The 16,262-nt window shown below is 72.9% G+C and carries 19 protein-coding genes; 10 read left to right on the forward strand and 9 right to left on the reverse strand.

What is annotated here, in order from left to right; genetic code table 11:
* Positions 1 to 221: 221 nt before the first annotated feature.
* Positions 222 to 1,718, forward strand: a complete 1,497-nt coding sequence (locus ACZ6NC_RS05590) for an MFS transporter (protein ID WP_465729297.1) — start codon at positions 222 to 224, stop codon at positions 1,716 to 1,718.
* Between the two features lie 68 nt (positions 1,719 to 1,786).
* Here the strand turns inward: ACZ6NC_RS05590 and ACZ6NC_RS05595 are convergent, their stop codons facing one another.
* The 3 genes from ACZ6NC_RS05595 to ACZ6NC_RS05605 are packed head-to-tail and all read right to left on the reverse strand — an operon-like array spanning position 1,787 to position 3,177.
* Positions 1,787 to 2,326 carry a hypothetical protein gene (locus ACZ6NC_RS05595; protein WP_465729299.1) on the reverse strand — a complete coding sequence of 180 codons (540 nt, stop codon included), beginning with the start codon at positions 2,324 to 2,326 and terminating at the stop codon, positions 1,787 to 1,789.
* Positions 2,323 to 2,619 carry an Ada metal-binding domain-containing protein gene (locus ACZ6NC_RS05600; protein ID WP_465729301.1) on the reverse strand — a complete coding sequence of 99 codons (297 nt, stop codon included), beginning with the start codon at positions 2,617 to 2,619 and terminating at the stop codon, positions 2,323 to 2,325. The genes ACZ6NC_RS05595 and ACZ6NC_RS05600 overlap by 4 nt, the downstream gene beginning before the upstream one ends.
* 6 nt (positions 2,620 to 2,625) lie before the next feature.
* The gene (locus ACZ6NC_RS05605; protein WP_465729303.1) at positions 2,626 to 3,177 is read right to left on the reverse strand and encodes a methylated-DNA--[protein]-cysteine S-methyltransferase; all 552 of its coding nucleotides are present in this window, start codon (positions 3,175 to 3,177) and stop codon (positions 2,626 to 2,628) included.
* Positions 3,178 to 3,515: 338 nt separating this feature from the next.
* Between ACZ6NC_RS05605 and ACZ6NC_RS05610 the strand changes: the two genes are divergently transcribed.
* Positions 3,516 to 4,121: a DUF5134 domain-containing protein gene (locus ACZ6NC_RS05610; RefSeq protein ID WP_465729305.1), complete on the forward strand. Its 606-nt coding sequence runs from the start codon at positions 3,516 to 3,518 to the stop codon at positions 4,119 to 4,121.
* 39 nt (positions 4,122 to 4,160) lie between these two features.
* On the opposite strand, the gene ACZ6NC_RS05615 is transcribed toward ACZ6NC_RS05610, so the two are convergent.
* Positions 4,161 to 4,601, reverse strand: a complete 441-nt coding sequence (locus tag ACZ6NC_RS05615) for a hypothetical protein (RefSeq protein ID WP_465729307.1) — start codon at positions 4,599 to 4,601, stop codon at positions 4,161 to 4,163.
* A 330-nt stretch (positions 4,602 to 4,931) separates the two neighbouring features.
* Between ACZ6NC_RS05615 and ACZ6NC_RS05620 the strand changes: the two genes are divergently transcribed.
* Positions 4,932 to 6,443 carry a tyrosinase family protein gene (locus tag ACZ6NC_RS05620; RefSeq protein WP_465729309.1) on the forward strand — a complete coding sequence of 504 codons (1,512 nt, stop codon included), beginning with the start codon at positions 4,932 to 4,934 and terminating at the stop codon, positions 6,441 to 6,443.
* A gap of 347 nt (positions 6,444 to 6,790) precedes the next feature.
* Here ACZ6NC_RS05620 and ACZ6NC_RS05625 read toward each other — a convergent pair whose 3' ends face one another.
* A complete protein-coding gene (locus ACZ6NC_RS05625) occupies positions 6,791 to 7,000 on the reverse strand; it encodes a hypothetical protein (RefSeq protein WP_465729311.1) in 210 nt (69 codons plus the stop codon).
* A gap of 179 nt (positions 7,001 to 7,179) precedes the next feature.
* Between ACZ6NC_RS05625 and ACZ6NC_RS05630 the strand changes: the two genes are divergently transcribed.
* The 3 genes from ACZ6NC_RS05630 to ACZ6NC_RS05640 all read left to right on the forward strand — a co-directional run bounded on the left by ACZ6NC_RS05630 (position 7,180) and on the right by ACZ6NC_RS05640 (position 9,527).
* Positions 7,180 to 7,812: a DUF4232 domain-containing protein gene (locus ACZ6NC_RS05630; RefSeq protein WP_465729313.1), complete on the forward strand. Its 633-nt coding sequence runs from the start codon at positions 7,180 to 7,182 to the stop codon at positions 7,810 to 7,812.
* 223 nt (positions 7,813 to 8,035) lie between these two features.
* On the forward strand, positions 8,036 to 8,944 hold the full coding sequence (locus ACZ6NC_RS05635) for an NADP-dependent oxidoreductase (protein ID WP_465729405.1): 909 nt from the start codon (positions 8,036 to 8,038) through the stop codon (positions 8,942 to 8,944).
* A gap of 271 nt (positions 8,945 to 9,215) precedes the next feature.
* Positions 9,216 to 9,527 carry a DUF4193 domain-containing protein gene (locus ACZ6NC_RS05640; RefSeq protein ID WP_465729315.1) on the forward strand — a complete coding sequence of 104 codons (312 nt, stop codon included), beginning with the start codon at positions 9,216 to 9,218 and terminating at the stop codon, positions 9,525 to 9,527.
* Positions 9,528 to 9,588: 61 nt separating this feature from the next.
* Here the strand turns inward: ACZ6NC_RS05640 and ACZ6NC_RS05645 are convergent, their stop codons facing one another.
* From ACZ6NC_RS05645 to ACZ6NC_RS05660, 4 genes are all read right to left on the reverse strand, one after another.
* Positions 9,589 to 10,002, reverse strand: a complete 414-nt coding sequence (locus tag ACZ6NC_RS05645) for a zinc metalloprotease (protein ID WP_465729317.1) — start codon at positions 10,000 to 10,002, stop codon at positions 9,589 to 9,591.
* Positions 10,003 to 10,427: 425 nt separating this feature from the next.
* Positions 10,428 to 10,568, reverse strand: coding sequence for a hypothetical protein (locus tag ACZ6NC_RS05650; RefSeq protein WP_465729319.1), 141 nt, complete (start codon positions 10,566 to 10,568; stop codon positions 10,428 to 10,430).
* Positions 10,569 to 10,577: 9 nt separating this feature from the next.
* On the reverse strand, positions 10,578 to 12,689 hold the full coding sequence (locus ACZ6NC_RS05655; RefSeq protein WP_465729321.1) for a SpoIIE family protein phosphatase: 2,112 nt from the start codon (positions 12,687 to 12,689) through the stop codon (positions 10,578 to 10,580).
* A 202-nt stretch (positions 12,690 to 12,891) separates the two neighbouring features.
* On the reverse strand, positions 12,892 to 13,416 hold the full coding sequence (locus ACZ6NC_RS05660; protein ID WP_465729323.1) for a hypothetical protein: 525 nt from the start codon (positions 13,414 to 13,416) through the stop codon (positions 12,892 to 12,894).
* A 196-nt stretch (positions 13,417 to 13,612) separates the two neighbouring features.
* On the opposite strand from ACZ6NC_RS05660, the gene ACZ6NC_RS05665 reads away from it, so the two are divergent.
* From ACZ6NC_RS05665 to ACZ6NC_RS05680, 4 genes are all read left to right on the forward strand, one after another.
* The gene (locus tag ACZ6NC_RS05665; protein WP_465729325.1) at positions 13,613 to 13,978 is read left to right on the forward strand and encodes a hypothetical protein; all 366 of its coding nucleotides are present in this window, start codon (positions 13,613 to 13,615) and stop codon (positions 13,976 to 13,978) included.
* Positions 13,975 to 14,376, forward strand: coding sequence for an SHOCT domain-containing protein (locus ACZ6NC_RS05670; RefSeq protein ID WP_465729327.1), 402 nt, complete (start codon positions 13,975 to 13,977; stop codon positions 14,374 to 14,376). Before ACZ6NC_RS05665 ends, ACZ6NC_RS05670 begins: the two co-directional genes overlap by 4 nt.
* A 233-nt stretch (positions 14,377 to 14,609) precedes the next feature.
* Entirely contained in the window at positions 14,610 to 14,810 is a 201-nt protein-coding gene (locus tag ACZ6NC_RS05675; protein ID WP_465729415.1) for a hypothetical protein, read from the forward strand.
* Positions 14,803 to 16,236: an MFS transporter gene (locus tag ACZ6NC_RS05680; RefSeq protein ID WP_465729329.1), complete on the forward strand. Its 1,434-nt coding sequence runs from the start codon at positions 14,803 to 14,805 to the stop codon at positions 16,234 to 16,236. The genes ACZ6NC_RS05675 and ACZ6NC_RS05680 overlap by 8 nt, the downstream gene beginning before the upstream one ends.
* The last annotated feature ends 26 nt before the right edge of the window (positions 16,237 to 16,262 follow it).

The following is a 16,262-nucleotide window of genomic DNA, read 5'->3' on the forward strand; positions in this document are numbered from 1 at the left end:
TCCCCCCCCCCCCCCCCCCCCCCCCCCCCCCCCCCCCCCCCCCCCCCCCCCCCCCCCCCCCCCCCCCCCGCCGTTCCATCGGCACCGACCGGCAAGGTTGGATAATCAAATGGACTAACGCTAGAGTGAGTCGCGATTTCAAACCCACTGACCTTCCATCGCCCCGGAGCCCCTCGTGACTCTCCCCCGCCCCGCCGCGACCCGCGTCCAGGAGGTGCCCGATGCCGCGCACTGACCGCAGCGGGACCGTCCTGCTGGCCGCCTGCCTCGGCCTGTTCACCGTCTTCGTGCAGACCACCCAGACCATCGGCACCCTCGGAGCCGTCCGCGCCGACCTTGGCCTGGACGCCGCCGAGCTGGTCTGGATCCCGAGCATGTACACCCTGGTGGTGGCATCCGTGGTGCTCGGCGCGGGCGCCTTCGCCGACCGCTGGGGGCGGCGGCGGATCTTCCTGCTGGGAGCAGCGGCGATGGCCGCCGGCGGCCTGCTCCTGGTGTCCGCCGACAGCCTCGCCGCCGTACTCGCCGGGCAGGCGGTCGCCGGCCTCGGCGGCGCGCTGATCACCCCCAGCTCGCTCGCCCTGGTCACCCACGCCTTCCCGGACCCGCGCCGCCGGGCCGGGGCCATCTCCGCCTGGGCGGCCGCCTCCGGCCTCGGCCTCGCGCTCGGGCCGATCGCCGGCGGGCTGGCGCTGCGCTGGTCGACCTGGCACACCGCCTTCTGGCTCGGCCCGGTCGTCGCCGCGGTCGCCGCGGCCGCCGCCCTGTGGGGTGTGCCGGAGTCCCGGGTCGAGGGCGGCCGGCTGGACTGGCCGGGGCAGTTCCTCGCCACCGCCGGGCTGGCCCTGCTGATCTACTGGCTGATCGACGGCGGCCACCACAGCTACCTCGCGGGCGTGCCGCTGGCCGCCGCCGTCGCCGCGGTCGTCCTGCTCGCCGCCTTCGCCGTGGTCGAACTGCGCCGTGACCACCCGCTGCTCGACCTGCGGCTGATGCGCAACCCCTCGTACAGCGCCGCCCTGCTGCTGGCCGCCACGGTGCTGTTCGGCTTCGTCGGCCTCTCGCTGCTCCAGGTGCTCTGGCTGCAGCAGGTGCGCGGGCTGACCGCGCTCCAGGTGGGCGTCCAACTCCTCGCCGAATTCGGCGCGTTCATCGCCGCCTCGATACTGTCCGGGGTGCTCGGGCGGCGGGTCGGGGCCGCAGCGCCGATCTTCACCGGGCTGCTGTTGGCGGCGGCCGGCGCCGCACTGTTCGCCGGCGTCGGACCGGCCGACGCCTTCGGCGGCTACGCCCCGGCGCTGGTGGTCTTCGGCTTCGGCTGCGGCCTGGCCAACGCGCCGTCCACCGCGCTGGCCGTCGGTCAGGTGCCGCGCGGAAAGGAGGGCGTGGCGGCCGGGACGGTCAACGCCGCCCGCCAGGTCGGCGCGGTCCTCGGCACCAGCATCCTCGGCACCCTGATGACCACCCGCTTCGAGGACCGGCTCGGCAGCCTTGGCCACCCCCAACCGCAGGACGTGGCAAGGGCGTTCACCGATGCCGTCGGCCACGCGGCCACGGTCGGCGCCGCCGTCCTGCTCGCCGGAGTGGCGGCCGGTGCAGCCCTGCTCACCCTGGCCCGCCGCACCCGGCCCACGCCCGCCCCGACTACGGCTCCGACCCCGGCTACGGCTACGGCTACGGCTACGGCTACGACGGAGACGGTCGCCGCACCGAACTGAGAGACCGCCAATTGGCCTGGCCGTCACGATCCTGCGCTCCGGACCGCTCTCGGGGTGCCATCCGGCGGTCACATCCCGGCCGGCTCCGGCGGGTAGTAGGCGATGAGTTCGCCGCCGATGCGCCAGGTGCCGCCGTCGGCGGCGGCTCCCCGCATGCCCAAGAGGGTTGCGGCACCGGCCAGTTCGACGGCGGTGATGGTGCCGGTGGAGGAGAAGCCGAAGGTCCGGGCCGGTTCCCAGTCGGTGCTGTGGCGCAGCCGCCGGCCCATCTGGGCCCAGCCCTGCGGCCCGGCGGCGACGACCCAGGCATCCGGGGTGGCGGCGGTGAAGCGGCGCGCCGGCCGCAGCCAGGAGGCGGCGTCCTCGGGCCAGTCCACGACGGCGAGGACGGTTCTGCCGGCCCCGCGCCACCCGCCTGCGAGGGCGTTCGCGGCGGTCACCGAGGCGGCGTCGCGGCCGTGGCCGATCACGACCGTGCCGATCCGTGGCCGGGATGCCGCCAGCAGGCCGAGGAGTGCGGAGAGTTCGGCCCCGGTGTGCGGCCCGGGCGGCGGCAGGTGACCGCCCGCACGCGGGGCGAGGGGCGAGCGGCTGTGCGCGGTGCTCATGCTTCCTCCTTCCTCCGGGCCTTCCAGGCCGCGTACTTGGCGGGCAGGCAGGCCGCGCACGGGCGGTAGCCGGCCGCGACGGCCGCCGGCTCGTCGGCGAAGAACACCCGGTGGCGCACGTACCCGCCGGCCGCGAGGGCGCGCAGCGCGGACGGGCAGTCGAGCCGTCCGTACAGGCGGGCCCGGCGGTGGCCGCCGAGTGTGCCGGGAGTGGCGCTGCGGTAGCTGCGGCCGTCGTGGCCGAGCAGCGCGAACGCCGGCCCCGCGGGCGAGGGCGCGTCGGTCGTGGCCACGGCGGGTCAGACCGCGTCGTGGAAGACGAGGCCGAGGGTGTGGCGGCGCCCGCTGCGTACGGTGCTCGCGCCCTCGTGGGCGAGGAGCTGCTGCTTGCGGTCGAGGCCGCCCGCGTATCCGGTCAGCGAGCCGTCCGCGCCGATCACCCGGTGGCACGGGCGGACCAGCAGCAGCGGGTTGGCGCCGATCGCCGCCCCGATCGCGCGCACCGCCGAACGCGGGATGCCGGCCCGTTCGGCGAGGCGGCCGTAGGTGGTGGTCGTGCCGTACGGGACGGTCTCCAGCGCCGCCCAGACCTGCCGCTGGAAGTCGGTGCCGCGAGTGGCGCACTCCAGCTCGAACGTGCTCCGCCCGCCGGCGAAGTACACCCGGATCTGCCGGGTGATCTCGGCGAACGCCTCCGGCCGGTGGGTCCAGTCGTCCTGGACGACGGCGGCGTTCCTCTGCCCCGACATGGACACCGAGGCGAGCGCGGTGCCGCCGGTGGCGGTGGCGGAGGGCTCGCCGACCAGCAGCAGCTCCCCCACCGGGGTGTCGATCGTGGTGTAGGCGGTCATCGTGGCGCGCCCCTTTCTCAACTGTCCGTCTCCCGTACCGTTCTGCGTCCACTCTGTGGGTCGTCGCGCGCGATGTCCGGCGGGATTCGGACACGGCGTTGCGGTCGGCCGGGGTTGATCATCGGCTGCAGGAGCGGACCGAGTCGAGTGCGGAACCGGACGGTGACCGGAGCCGCCTCCGTACCCGTCCGGTCTCCGCGAGCGTCGGACAGCGCCCCGGCCTACCGTGGTGGAAGGAGAGCCGGCAGCCCGCGGCCGACTGCCCCGCAGTGCGCGGGCGGCTCCACTGCCGGCGGCTCCTCACCGGGCCGGAGTACGGCCATGGAACGGGGGTTCCCGTGCAAGAACCCGTGATCGCCACCGCCCTCCTGATCACCCTGACCGGCTGGTGCGCGGTCCACTGCGTGCTCGTCATCGCGGGGCGTCGCTGCCCGGACCGCCGACTGGAAGCGACCGAGATCGTGATGGCGCTCGCCATGGTCGCGATGATGGCACCGGCGTTCGACCCCCTGCCGAACGTCTTGTGGGCGGCCCTGCTCGCCGCCTCTGCGGCCTGGCCGGCACTCCTCCTGGCGGAACGGGTGGGACGCCACTCCAGCTCGGCCTTGGCCGGCGCCTGGCACCACTACCCCCACCACGCACTCAGCGCGGGCGCGATGGCCGCCCTGATGCTCTTCATGGCGCCGGTGCACCACCACGCCGGTGGCGGTGCCGGCCACGCGGGCACCCACGCGGCGGTGCCGGAATGGACGCTGCTCGCACTGGCCGCGTACTTCTTGGGCTACGCCGTCTGCGGGGTCGGTTCACTGCTGCCGCGCCCGGCCGTCGGCGTCCGGCTGGTCAGTGCCCGTGAACCGGTCGTCCTGACCTCACCCGGGCCGGTCGCCGCGCGGCGGACGGTGATGGCCATCGGCATGTTCTACATGCTGGTCGGCATGAGCTGACCGTCGAGAAGGCCTCGGCCCGACGACCGGCCGGGGGGGTCAGGCGCCGTCGCGCCTCACCGCCAGGAAGCTGGCTGTCTGTCCGGCCTTGGCCAGGCTGGAACCGCTCCCGTGGTCCTCCGCGCGCAGCACCGTCCCGGCGAGGGTCATCCGCTGGCCGATCCCGGTCTCCCAGTGGGGCAGGACGATGCCGTCGTACTCGTAGTGGAAGTCCGAGATGGGGCTGTCCGGTCGGCCCCTTCCGGTCAAGGTGAACGCGACGCGGGACGAGCACGACGCCCTTCCGGTCATGTCCATCGCGATGGGTTCGGCCCCGGGTTCCTCCGAGAAGACCAGCTCACCGCTGACCGCGCCGTCCGGTTCTGCGACGAGCCTCAGCTCCAACTGCGCGAACCGAAGCTTGTTGAAGTCGTCGACGGGCTCCGGCCGGTCGAGAAAACTCCGATACGTGTACGTCCCGGTCAGCTCTACGACGTTCATTTTGCCTCTCCTGAACAAGGTGACGCGCATCGAGCACGCCCCTCCAGGGTGGCGCGACCGCCCCGCCCTCGCGACAGGGACGGCGCCGTCCGTGCGTGTACGCCGCACACGAGGGGTCACCCCTGTCGAACGGGTGATTCCCGACTTCACCCCCACCACTCGTCTGGATGGCGAAGCAGGTTCACCCCCATGAAGGTTTGTAGCCGAAACATGATGGGTCGGACTGTCGACGCCGGTAAGGATCTGGGGCGCCCCACTCGGGCGTCCCCGCCCAGAACTAGGAGCAACATGGCGAACGGTGTCGCGTTTGTGCGGCAGGACGCTAGCAAGATGGATACCTGGGATCCGGTGCTGTACTGGTATGCCCGGGCCGTGGGAAGGATGCAGCAGCGGCCGGCCACGGACCCGACCAGCTGGGTCTTCCAAGGATGCATCCACGGCCGGCCGCCCACCGTCTCGGAGACGAACGAGGCCTTCGACCAGTGTCCGCACGGTGGCTGGTTCTTCCTGCCGTGGCACCGGGGCTACCTCCACTACTTCGAGCGGATCGTCCGCGCAGCCATCAAGGAGATCGCTGCCGAGGAGAACATCACCCCCGACCCCTCCACCACCTGGGCCCTGCCGTACTGGGACTACGCGCTGGACGTGCCCGACGGGAACCCGGTCACCGACTTCACCTCGCGCGCCCTGCCGGAGGCCTTCCGCAGCCCGAAGATGCCGTCCAGCCCGGACGGCGACGACCTGACGCTCGACAACCCGCTCTTCCTTCCGGACGCGCCGGTGCCCGACTCGGATTTCTGGAACACCCCCCATCGCGGCGCGGGAAAGAACTCGGCCTTCGAGGTCATCCGCTACACGGACGTCAATCCCTTCACCGCCATGAGCCAGCCGGTCTTCTCGGCCACACGCAGCCATCAGACGACTCACCAGCCGAGCTTCGGCAGCGAGATCACCTACACCACCCTGGACCACTTCCACCGTGGCGGCTTCGGTGAGCTGGAGAACGTTCCGCACAACCAGGTCCACGGTGCTGTCGGCGGTTGGATGGGCATGGTGACCGGCTCCCCCCGTGATCCGATCTTCTGGCTGCACCACAGCAACCTCGACCGGCTCTGGTCGAGCTGGCTGAGCCGGGACAACGTCAACCCGAACCACACGTCCTGGCTGGACGAGCAGTTCATCTTCTTCGACGAGAACGGGCAGATTCAGCGGCCCGCCACCAAGGAATTCCTGGGCATCGATCCACTCGACTACGGGTACGACTCGCTGACCGACGGGACGGGGACCCGGCGCACCGTCGTGCCACCGGCCCCGGTCACCCGAGCGGGCGAGCGCGTACTGGCCGCCGCCGTGGCCAACCCCCGGCAGCTGCTCAGCGTCCAGGGGCCGACCGAGGTGAGCCTGGAGCCGGCCGGCGACGCCGGCCGAGCCATGCGGGCCGCGGTCGCCGGCGCCGTGCCGGAAGCCGGCCTGATCCTCACCGTCCACGGTGTGCGCACGAATGTGCCGCCCGGAACGCCCTTCCACGTCTTCCTCAACGGCCCCGGGGGCGAACTCGACCCGGACGGGCCCTACTTCGTCGGCTGGATCTCCTTCTTCGGTGCGGCGGACCTCGATGGCCTCCATCACGACCACGGCGGCCACGACGTGAGCTTCGACGTCAGCGAGCAGGTCCACCGGCTGCGGGAACAGGGTCTGCTGCCGGACGGGTCGGTCACCGTCTCCATCGTGCCGTCCATCCCCCAGCCGGTGGCCGGTGCCGCTGCGGGTGCACCCGCAGCGGAGGGCGCGGTGGCCGCCCCGCAGCCCAGCTTCGAACGCATCAGCCTCACCACCGTGTAGCCCGTCCAACCGCCGCTGCACACCCGCGGGGGGGGGGAGGGGGGGGGGGGGGGGGGGGGGAGGGGGGGGGGGAGGGGGGGGGGGGGGGGGGGGGGGGGGGGGGGTGGGGGGGGGGGCGGGGGGGGCGGGGGGGGGGGGGGGGTGGTGTCGGTTACGGGGGAGTTTTCCGCCCCTCCTCCAAACCCCCTCCCGCTCCCCCCCCCCCCCCCCCCCCCCCCCCCCCCCCCCCCCCCCCCCCCCCCGCGGTCGGCACTGGCGGGAGTCCGTGGTCGAGCGAGCTGAGCCTGCTTGTCCAAGGCTTCGCATCGTCACCTGCTATCACTGGCGAGGCCCGCAGAGCACCCCTGTCACTCGGCGGCGGCGAGATGCCACACGCCGTCGGCCAGGTCGAGCGTTGCCAGATAGTCGGCCCGCTCCGGTAGCTGCCGGCCAAGGCGCCACTGCTCGGACAGGGCCGACAACCTGACGGTCGCCGTGGTCCCGGAAGCGGCCCCGACGGAGCCCCATGTCCCGACCGGGTGGACGGCGCAGTCGACCCCCTGCTCCGCTGTGATCACTGCCGCATCCCCCTTACGCACTCACCCGCGCTCTGACCTGCTCGGACCATCATCCGCCCCACCACCGCCGGCTTCTGCAACAGGATCGGGACACTTCCCGAACCGGCCCGCGAACGACCCCCACTTACCGTGATCACACCGGTGAACCCGCACCGGCCGAACGCCAGCAGGAGACCCTCATGCGCACGCGCCGCATCGCCCTCGCCGCCGCCGCCGTCGCGGCGCTCGCCGCCACCGCGACGGCCTGCGGGCCGGACAACGGGGACACGGGCTCCACCGCTGCCGGCAGTTCCGCCCCGGCCGCCGCACCCACCGCGACCGCACCCACCGGAGCCGCACCGACGAAGGCCACCACTGCGCCCAAGTCCTCCGCGACCTCCGCCCCCTCGTCCCCCGCCGACAAGAGCGGCTTCGGCCAGACCTGCGGCGCCAACGACCTGGCCCTCAGCGCGAAGACCGAATCCCAGGCCGGCGGCTACATCCTGATCACGGCCAAGGCCAAGCCGGGCATCACCTGCACGCTCCCCGGGGCGCACCCCACCATCGCGTTCGGCTCGGGCGGCATCGAGGCCACCAACGCCGAACAGGCCACCGGCGATCCGATCACCCTGAGCGGCAGCAAGGTCGCGTACGCGGGCGTCATGGCGAAGACCACCAAGGGCAACCAGGCGGTCGAGTTCACCGACGTCATCGTGGCCATCGGCAAGGCCGACCCGAATCCGGCCGGCATCCCCGTCGGCAACACGCCGGTCGACAAGCCGATCGTCACCAACTGGCACACGATTGCAAAGGACGCCGTCCCGGGCATCTGACGATCGTCCACGGACCGTCGTCGGCCGGACTGCCCTCACCGCCGTGCCGGCGAACCACGGCCCACCCGCACCCACCCCCGGGACGTCCTACGAAGCGCGCCTCCGGGTCCCGAGATCCGGGCCGGCGGGCTGACGTCGGCGATCTACACTGCCTGCGAGGGTGGAACACCCGCGGTGTCGAGCGCGCGGCACCCAAGCCCCCGGGTCGAGATCGGAGCGAATGGTGAAGGCGGCTCAGTTCAGCAGGTTCGGAAGCCCCGATGTCCTGGAAGTCGCAGATCTCCCCGCCCCGCATCCCGGGCCGGGCCAAGTCCGGATCGCGGTGCGCGCGGCCGGCGTCAACGTCAGCGACTGGAAGAAACGCCAGGGCCTGATGGACCAGGACCAGGAGCTTCCGCAGACCCTGGGCCACGAGGCGTCGGGCGTCGTCGACGAACTCGGCGAAGGCGTGTCGAGCGTTGCCGTCGGCGACCGCGTCTTCGGCCTCTCCGGCGCGGGCGCGGCCCAGGCTGAATCCGCGGTGCTGGACTACTACGCGCCCATCCCGCCCTCGCTCGACTTCGCCGCCGCCGCGGCACTGCCCTCCGCACTGGAGACGGCCGCGCGCGCACTCGACCAGCTCGGCGTAGGGGCCGGCTCCACGCTTCTGATCAACGGTGCCTCCGGCAGCATCGGCAGCGCCGCGGTCCAACTCGCCGTGGCGCGCGGGGCACGGGTGATCGGCACGGCCGGACCGGCCAACCATGAGTACCTGCGCTCCCTCGGAGCCGAACCCGTCGCCTACGGCGAGGGCATGGCCGAGCGGGTCCGGGCGCTCGCCCCGGACGGCCCCGACCTGGCCCTCGACGTCGCCGGCAGCGGCGTACTGCCCGAACTCATCGGGCTCGCGGGCGCCCCCGCGAACGTCGTGACGATCGCCGACTTCACCGGCGCGCGGGAGCATGGCGTCAGATTCAGCCGCGGCGACACCGGCCGCGCACTGTACGTGCTCAACGAGATCGGCCCGCTGATCGAAGCCGGGCGATTCGCACTCCCCACCGTACAGACCTTCCCACTCACCGACATCGCCGAGGCGCACCGCGTCGGCGAGGAAGGCCACGTACGCGGGAAGCTCGTGCTCCTGGTCGACTGAGCCGGCCGCCGGACCGCTTGCGGCAGGTGGACTACCGGGCAGTACAGCGGTGCCCGAGGCCGCCGACCGGCACCCGTCCCATGGGCCCGCGGCGGCCGCGCGGCGAGTTGGCACGAGCCGGGACGGCGCGGCGGCGGAGGGCCCGGCCCGCCGTCCGGACTCTCCGGGCGCAGGCGCGAGCAGCGCGCCCGGTGCACAGTAGTGTGACCGCGCGACGCCCCGGATCCGGTGCGCCTGCGTGCCGGATCCCGACCTGACGGAAGGTTCAGCAGTGGCAACCGACTACGACGCCCCGCGGACGAACAGCGACGAGGAGGAGGTGGAGAGCGTCGAGGAGCTCAAGCGGCAGCGCACCGAGCGTTCGCGCGGTACGTCCGACGTCGACGTGGCGGAGGAGACGGAGTCCGTGGAACTGCCCGGGGCCGACCTCTCCGGCGAGGAGCTCACCGTCCAGGTGGTGCCCGTGCAGGGGGACGAGTTCACGTGCTCGCGGTGCTTCATGGTGCACCACCGCAGCCGCTTCGCCCACGAGGAGGGCGGACAGCCGGTCTGCCGGGACTGCGCGCCCTCCCCCGGCGACTGACAAGGGGCCCGACGGCGGCCGCCGGTGTCCAGCCCGTACCGGCCACAGCTCCGGTCGGCGGTTACCGGGTCGCCAGGTAGACGGTGAAGTCCATCGGGCCGGCGGGCACCGGCAGGAAGGTCGGGGTGGCGTCCGCGCCCCAGTCCTGCCGGACGTCGCCGAGGACGGCATCGACCTCGGCGGCGAACCGTTCGGGGCCCTCCTCGAATCCGTTCTCGACCCACATCTTGTAGCGGTAGAGCTCCTCGCCGGTGCCGAATCGGGCGGAGCCGCCGGGGGCCGTCGTGAACTCCATCGGCTTCTGCCGGCCGACGGCGTCCGGGCTCCACGGATGCCACGCCAGCAGGCCGGCGGGCGCGGCGGCGATCACCACCACGGCGAGCGCATCCCGCCAGACCCTCCACTGGCGGATGCGCCCGCTCGCACGATCCGGCGGGTAGGCCTCACTGCGCCGGAATCCGGCGAAGATCCTCACCGGCCCCTCCCCAGGGCGGGGTGACCGCAGGAGCGGCGGGTTCTCCCCCGGTGGGCGGGCAGCGGCACCCGGGAGCTCGGGAGGACGGTGGAAGCCGGTCAGGGGCAGCGGGCTGGGGGCATGGACAGACATGGTGGCGCGATGACTCCTGCACGGGGATCGGACAAGTACACGCTTGTGTAGGAGACAACGCGCCGGAACCGACCGCTGGTTCAGCCGACTGCGGGAGCGGGCTGCGGCCGGCCTTCGAGCAGCCTGGCCCGGCCGGGCCAGGCCGGGCCTGAGTCCCGAGACGACTGAGCATTCAACCTGAGCCGACCTGCGAGGGGCGCGGCACGAGCAGCCCCGGCGCCGAAGTCCGCATGCCGGCACCCCGCGCACCATGGGGCGCGTGCACAGTGAGCACCTGCTGCCCGCCCCGCCCGTCAGGCGGTCCCGGGCAAGCGGGTGGCTCGGTGCTCGACCCACCAGGCCGGGGCGCACGCCACGACGGCGTCGACCTGGTCCTCCAGGCGGTGGCCGGTCTCCAGGTCCGCGTAACGGTGGCCCGCGACCAGTGCTCTCATATGGTCTGATCAGTCCGGTGGCGTCGGGAGCAGTTGCTCGGTCCAGAGGGTCTTGCCGTCAGCTGCGAAGCGCGTGCCCCAGAGCTGCGCGAGCTGGGAGACGATGAACAGCCCGCGCCCGCCCTCGTCGACCGTGCGGGCATGGCGAAGGCGCGGCGCTGCCAGGCTGCGGTCGCGGACCTCGCAGGTGAGCATCCGGTCGTGGATCAGCCGCAGTTCCAGCGGCGGGTCTCCGTAGCGGACCGCGTTGGTGACCAGCTCACTGACGATGAGTTCGGTGTTGAAGGCCGTCTCCTCCTCCACCCGCCATGCTTTCAGCTGGGCGCGGACGTGGCCACGGGCGGTGCCGGCGGCCGTCGGGGCGGTCTCAAGCGGCCAGACGGCGACCCGGTCGGCGGGGAAGGCGCGGGTGCGGGCGAGGAGGAGCATGGTCCCGCCCGCCTGACCGCCCGCCCGGTCCCCCGCGTGGAGCCGGTAGACGACGTCGTCGCACACCTCCCGCAGCGAGCGGTCGGCGCCGGCGGCCATCCCCCGAAGAGCCGCAGGGATGCCCGCCGGGGCTTCGTCGCCGTCCGGGACACCGGCGAAGACCAGGACGCTGCCCTCCGGGAGCTCGAAGGTCGCGGTGGCGAAGGGAGCGCCGTCGGAGCCGCCGAGTGGCGGCCCGGCCGGGATGTCGGGGACGTCGACGGTCCCGTCGGGACGGGCGACGAAGGGTCCGGGACAGCCCCCGGCTCGCGCTGCCGTACAGCTGCGGGTCAGCGGGTCGTAGACGGCATACACGCAGGTCGCGGCCAGTGCCTCGCGGTGCAGCGGATCGGCCGGGGGGAGCGAGGCCCGTTCGGTTGCCAGGAGCCAGGAGGTGTCGTGCAGGCGCGCCATGAGCTCGTCGGGTCCGAGGTCGAAGGCGGCCAGCGAACGGATGACCGTGCGCAGCTGTCCCATGGCGGCGGTGGCGTTGATGCCCGTCCCGGCGACCTCGCCGACGACCAGGGCAGTGCGGGCGCTGGGCAGCGCGATGGTGTCGTACCACCCGCCGCTACCCGAAGGGCTCAAGGCGACGATGGCGGTCTCCAGGGCGATGTGCGAGACCGGGCGCCGGGGAAGCAGATGACGTTCGAGCGTCGCCGCGACGGTGTGCTCCTGGGTGTAGCGGCGGGCGTTGTCGACGCACAGCGCGGCATGGTCGGCGAGTTGGCGCACCACCGCGATGTCGTCCTCGCGGAACGCGGCCCTCGGCGGGGTGCGGTAGAGGCTGACCAGGCCGAGCACGGCGCCGCGCAGTGCGAGTGGCGCGGTGATCAGCGTGTGGGCGCCGAGGGCGCGGATCGCCTCGGCGCGTGCCGGGTCGGCCGCCAGCCAGGACGGGTCCGCGCCGAGGGCGACCACCCGGGGCTGCAGGTCCGCCAGGGACAGGGTGAACGGGGTCGGCGCAGGGATGGTGCGGACGTCTCCGACCGGGTGCGCCTGCGGCTGCTGCTCGCCCGTGCTGCCCCGGAATGCAACGCGGCGCAGGGGGACGTCGTCGGGTAGCGGGGCGAGCGGAGGGTCGTCACCGCGCACCACCCCGTCCACGACCTCCACGACCGCGACGTCCGCGAAACCGGGCACCAGCACGTCCGCCAACTCCTGGCAGGTCACCACGGTGTCCAGGGTCCGTCCCACGCTCCGGTGGACGGCGTCGAGCAGCGCCATGCCGGAGCGTGCCCTCTCGCGGTCCGTGACGTCGACCACCGAGATCGCGAGCCCGAGTGCGCGGCCCCGCCGGTCCGCCAGGCGGAAGGCCGAGATCGAGTGAAGGTGCTCGCCGGCCGGGTCCTCCTGCGGGCGGACCCTGATGATGCGGTCCAGGACGGGGACGCCGCTCTCCAGCACGCCGCGGGCGACGGCCTCCGCCTCGTCCGGGTCGACCAGGTCGTACGCCTCGGTGAAGCGGCGCCCGAGGAGGCCCTCCGCGCGGACGCCCCGCATGGCGGGCGTGGCCGTGTTGATCCGGACGACCCGCAACTCGGTGTCGAGCACGTGCAGGCCCACCGGTGACAGGGTGAGCAGGGCGTTCAGCAGGGCCTGCTCGGCCTCGTTCACCGGGACGGGGCCGCCACCTTGCTCGCCTCGCGACACGGACGTCACCTCCCGGGGGCAGGCTCGGGGCTCACCGAACCCCGAGGGTCCCCACTTCAAGGTGTATCGCGCCGTGCTGGACTGCGCGACTCGCCCGACCGGGGCCCCGCGGCGGCACCCGTCCGGGCGGCACGGCCGGGTGGGCCCGCCTCCGCTGAACGTGGGCCTCCGGTGGACGAGGGTCCGCCTCCGGCGAACGGGGTCAGTGCGCGAGGACCGCCTTGGCGGTGACGATGACCAGGCCGAGGGCCAGGTTGGCCAGCCCCTCGACCACCACCTGACCGCGGCTCGCACCGGCCCGCACCGCTCCGACGACCGCCCAGGCGACCTGCTGGGTCACGGCAACGCTCAGTGCCAGCCACGCCGTCCCGACGAGGTCCAGCCCCAGGACCGGGCTGATCAGGACCGCTGCCGCGGGGAGCAGCGCCGCCTCCACGATGGACGACTCGTGCCGCGCGACATGCCGGGCCTCCCGCCAGGTGATCGGTTGTCCGACCAGCCGCTCGCCGGCAAGCCGCGCGTACACGTGGGTGCCCCAGAACACGAGGCCGGTGACGATCAGCAGGACGGCGAGCTGGAGACGCGGGTACTCGGCGACGGCGCCCGCCGTCGCCACCACCGAGGCGGCGAGCAGGGAGCCGTAGACCGCGCCCGCGTAGTCCGTGCGCTCCACCGCGGGCGGTCCGCCGAGGTCCCCTTCCCGGGGCGGGACGGCTGGGCTGTTCATCCGGCAAACATAAGCGGCGCGGTCGGGGCCGACCCGGCGAGGCGGACCCGCCGCCCCGGGGCCCGTCCGCCGGATGGCCGCCGGGTACGGCCACGCCGTAGCCGCACCAGGGCCTTCGGACATCGCCGGCCGCAGCCGGAACCTCCTCCACCTCCGACCGGATGCGCGAACCGGGTGCCGCGCGCAGCATGAGGGCATGAGCACGCTCGTGCCGCCCTCGGTGCCGACGCCCGATGTGGTGGCCGCCACGATCGGCTCGTCGAGCCTCACCGATGGGCTCCCGGCAGCCGACACGACGGACCGGGCCCACGACCGCCTGGATCCGGTGCGGGGCCTGAGCAGCTGCCCGGCCGGCCTTCCGGGGGTGCCGGCCCGGGCGATCCGTCAGGGCTTCCCGGCCACGGGCGTGGCGGGCAACGAGGTGGCGTCGTTCCCGGGCCTGTCCGGCCCGCCGACCGGCGCCCCGCCACCCGCTCCAACGCCGACCTCGACCACGACCTCAAACCCCGCCAACGACTCGGGCCGGCCCAGGCTGTTCCGGGACAGGAGATCAGCGCCATGAACCTCGCGGCCGACTACCCACTGCTCAACGTTTTCTGGACCATCTGCTGGGTCTTCCTGTGGATCCTCTGGTTCATGCTGCTCTTCCGGATCCTCATCGACCTCTTCCACGACGACTCGCTGAGCGGCTGGGCCAAGGCCGGCTGGGCGGTGTTCCTCGTCCTGCTGCCCTTCCTCGGCGTCTTCGTCTACCTCATCGCCCGCGGACGTGGCATGGGCGAGCGCGAACTCAACAAGGCGCAGAAGAGCCAGGAACAGTTCCGCGCCTACGTGCGCGAGACCGCAGCCCCCGACCAGGCCACCACCGCCGAGCAACTGGCCAAACTCGCCGAGCTGCGCAGCTCCGGCCAGATCACAGACGAGGAGTTCGCCAAGGCCAAGGCCAAGATCCTGACCTGACCCCGGACGCCACGACCCCGGACGCCACGACCCCATGCCGGCGGCCCCGTGCCAGCGGCCCCGTGCCGGCGGCCTCGTGCCCGGCGGGTCGATGGCGGCAGCGGCGGTCCCTTCTGTCGCGGAGTGCGGCCCGGGCGATCCGCCGTGCGGGAGTGCCTTGAAGGCGGCACTCCGGTGCGGCTCGTCCGGGCGCACGACGCCGAGGGCGACCCGATCGAGCGAAGGAGCTCTCTATGAACGCCTACCCGGCGATCGCCGATCACGGAATCATCGGCGACCACCAGACCACCGCGCTGGTGTCCTGCGACGGAACGGTCGACTGGTGGTGCGCGCCGCGGTTCGACTCCCCAACATGTCGCCTGACGCTGGTCGCCGCGGCGTTCGCCCTCGCCGAGCAACTCGACCGGGCAGAACGCGGCGGCACCGGTGAGTGACGCCGCTCCGGCCTCACGTACAGCCGCCGCCCTGCGGCGGGTCATCGCCCCGCTCGCCCTGGCCCAGTTCATCTGCAGCTTCGCCGGCTCGAACATGAACGTGATGATCAACGACATCAGTGAGGACCTCGACACCACCGTCCAGGGCGTGCAGGTCGCGATCACCATCTTCCTGCTGGTGATGGCCGCCCTGATGATCCCCGGCGGCAAACTGACCGACCGCTACGGCCGCAAGCGGTGCCTGCTCACCGGCCTTTTCGTGTACGGCGTCGGCGCGCTGCTCAGTGCCGCCGCGCCGGGCCTGGGCGTCCTCATCCTCGGCAACTCGATCCTCGAAGGCGTCGGCACCGCCCTGCTCATCCCGCCCGTGTACATCCTCACCACGCTGCTCTTCACCGAGACGACCTCGCGTGCCCGCGCATTCGGGACGATCATGGCGCTCGGAGGCATCGGCGCCGCGGCCGGCCCACTGATCGGCGGACTCATCACCTCGGCGCTCAGCTGGCGCGCCGCGTTCGTGTTCCAGGCCCTGGTCATCGTCGTGATCATCGTCCTCAGCCGCCGCATCGAGGACCCCCTGCCACCGGACCCGACCCGCCCGTTCGACACCGTCGGCACTGTGCTTTCCGCCGTCGGACTCGTCCTCGTCGTCACCGGCATCTTGGCCGCCGACGACAACCTCTGGCTGATGCTCGCCCTCCTCGCCCTCGGCGCGCTCTTCCTGACCGCCTTCTTCCTCTGGGTCCGCGCCAGGGAACGGGCCGGCAAGGAGCCGCTGCTGTCGACCAGCCTGTTCCGCAGCCGCGTCTCCAACCTCGGGCTCGTCACCCAGAACACCCAGTGGCTGCTCCTGATGGGCGTCTCCTTCACCGTCGCCTCCTACCTCCAGGTCGTCCGCGGCTACGACGCGATCCAGACCGGCGTGATCTTCACCGCCGCCACCCTCGGCATCCTCGCCTCCTCCCTCGCCGCCGAACGCCTCGCCAAGCGGCACGCCCAACGCACCCTCATCCTGACCGGATTCGCCGTCACGATCGCCGGCATCGTCGTCCTGATCCTCGTGGTCGGCGGCTCCCCCAGCGCCTGGGCCTTCGCCCCCGGACTGCTCCTGATCGGGCTCGGCCTCGGCGTGATGCTGACTCCCTCGGTCAACATCGTCCAGTCGAGCTTCACCGAGAAGCGACAGGGTGAGATCTCGGGCCTGTCCCGCAGCATCTCGAACCTCGGCTCCTCCCTCGGCACCGCCATCGCCGGCACCATCCTCGTCGCCGGTCTCACCAGCCACGCCTACGCCGCGGCCATGATCACCCTGGCGGCAATCGGACTCGTCGGACTCACCGCAGCCGCACTCCTGCCACACACCCCGTCACCCGCGCCCACCCCCTCCGAACACCAGGGCGGGCCCGGACCGACTGCGGAAAGCTAGCACCGGCCCACCGGCCCACCGGCCAG

The sequence above is a fragment of the Kitasatospora sp. NPDC041988 genome (assembly GCF_055588525.1).

Coding starts and splice junctions, on each gene's coding strand:
- ACZ6NC_RS05590 (WP_465729297.1), top strand. CDS start 222: ATGCCGCGCACTGACCGCAGCGGGACCGTCCTGCTGGCCGCCTGCCTC.
- ACZ6NC_RS05595 (WP_465729299.1), bottom strand. CDS start 2,326: ATGAGCACCGCGCACAGCCGCTCGCCCCTCGCCCCGCGTGCGGGCGGT.
- ACZ6NC_RS05605 (WP_465729303.1), bottom strand. CDS start 3,177: ATGACCGCCTACACCACGATCGACACCCCGGTGGGGGAGCTGCTGCTG.
- ACZ6NC_RS05615 (WP_465729307.1), bottom strand. CDS start 4,601: ATGAACGTCGTAGAGCTGACCGGGACGTACACGTATCGGAGTTTTCTC.
- ACZ6NC_RS05620 (WP_465729309.1), top strand. CDS start 4,932: ATGGATACCTGGGATCCGGTGCTGTACTGGTATGCCCGGGCCGTGGGA.
- ACZ6NC_RS05630 (WP_465729313.1), top strand. CDS start 7,180: ATGCGCACGCGCCGCATCGCCCTCGCCGCCGCCGCCGTCGCGGCGCTC.
- ACZ6NC_RS05650 (WP_465729319.1), bottom strand. CDS start 10,568: ATGAGAGCACTGGTCGCGGGCCACCGTTACGCGGACCTGGAGACCGGC.
- ACZ6NC_RS05660 (WP_465729323.1), bottom strand. CDS start 13,416: ATGAACAGCCCAGCCGTCCCGCCCCGGGAAGGGGACCTCGGCGGACCG.
- ACZ6NC_RS05665 (WP_465729325.1), top strand. CDS start 13,613: ATGAGCACGCTCGTGCCGCCCTCGGTGCCGACGCCCGATGTGGTGGCC.
- ACZ6NC_RS05670 (WP_465729327.1), top strand. CDS start 13,975: ATGAACCTCGCGGCCGACTACCCACTGCTCAACGTTTTCTGGACCATC.
- ACZ6NC_RS05675 (WP_465729415.1), top strand. CDS start 14,610: ATGAACGCCTACCCGGCGATCGCCGATCACGGAATCATCGGCGACCAC.